The sequence below is a fragment of the Rhodococcus sp. IEGM 1370 genome (genome assembly GCF_033142325.1).
Taxonomy (GTDB): Bacteria; Actinomycetota; Actinomycetes; order Mycobacteriales; family Mycobacteriaceae; genus Rhodococcoides.
Genome location: NZ_JAWLRY010000061.1, coordinates 1 through 1,360 on the forward strand (window position 1 = coordinate 1; position 1,360 = coordinate 1,360).

Annotated in this window: 1 protein-coding gene; it reads right to left on the bottom strand. The window is 62.2% G+C overall.

The genetic code is table 11. From position 1 onward, the window contains the following. Positions 1–5: 5 nt before the first annotated feature. Positions 6–1,306 (bottom strand): IS3 family transposase gene (locus R4P47_RS24980; protein ID WP_149407240.1). Its coding sequence is split into 2 segments (ribosomal slippage): positions 6–1,033 and positions 1,033–1,306, totalling 1,302 coding nucleotides; the frame shifts between segments, so codons are not numbered across the junction. Between the last annotated feature and the right edge of the window lie 54 nt (positions 1,307–1,360).

A 1,360-nucleotide genomic window follows, 5' to 3' on the forward strand; every position in this document is an offset into this window, starting at 1 on the left:
TTGAATCACCCTAGGTTCTGTGCCGCCTCCAGTTGGGGCTGATCCTCGGTGGTGAGGTCAGCGTAGTGGAGTGTTTCGTATTCGATCGGGGGCATGTGGCCGATGCTGGAATGAAGCCGCTTGACGTTGTACCACTCGACCCAACCGGCGGTCGCGTACTCGACGTCTGTGATCGTCTTGTACGGCCCCGAGTGGAAGATCGTCGTTCGGATGCACTCGGTCTTGTAAAGCCCGTTCGCTGACTCGACGAGGGCATTGTCGTAGGCGTCCCCGACCGATCCGATGGACGCGGCGATGTTCTCGAGCGCTAATTTCTCGGTCAGCTTCACGGACGTGTACTGACTGCCCGCGTCCGAATGATGTATCAGCTCAGCAGCTTTCACCGGGTTACCCTCACGGCGGCGCTGCCACAGCGCCATCCGAAGCGGAATCGTCACCAGGTCCACAGTCTTCGACATCGACGCATGCCAGGCGACGATCCGCCGGGAGAACACGTCGATGATGAACACCACGTAGACCCACCCGGCCCATGTTCGGACGTAAGTGAAATCGGTGACCCATACCCGATTCGGTTCCTCGGCCCGGAACTGTCGGTTGAGCAGGTCGCCCGCTCGCACGCCGTCCGCCGAGCGGATTGTGGTTCTGATTCCTTTCGCTCGCCGAATACCGTTGTGGCACAGTGCCTTCATCGCGCGGTCCACCGCGCCGTAGGACACCCCGGGGATCGCGGTCCGGTCCAGATGTGCGCGCATCTTCACCCTCCCGTACAACCCTTCCGGTGTCATCTTCCGCCGGCCGTGGGCGTCGGTGTTCCACACGAGATCCCTGACCGCGTCGATGACGTGGGCGTCGGCGACGGTGCGCGGAGCGGGCGTGCGTGAACGCCATGCTCGGTAGGTTCTCGCGGCGATCTTGCAGCCCTGATCGCTCAGGACCCGGCAGATCGACTCGACCGCAGAACCGTTGGCACGCAACGAATCTATGAAAGCGATGATCATCGGTTGCGGGGGTCGAGTTCCCCCGCGAAGAAAGTCGTCGCAGCTTTGAGGATGGCGACGTCCTCGCGCAGCTGCTTGTTCTCGGCCTTGAGCTTTTTGATCTCCGCCGATTCTTTCGAGGTAGTGCCGGCGCGGGAGCCTTGGTCGACTTGGGCTTGCACGGCCCACCGCCGCACTGTCTCCTGACCGACACCGACCTGCTTGGCGATCGCTTCCGCCGCGGCCGTCACCGAGGCGTACTCGGCTCCGTGAGCTTCGAGTAGCCGCAGGGCCCTCGCACGGACCTCCGGATCGATTTTCTTGGGCATGTGCTCATCCTTCCTGACTCAGAAGGAAGCGGCATCAAACCTAGGGTGATTCAG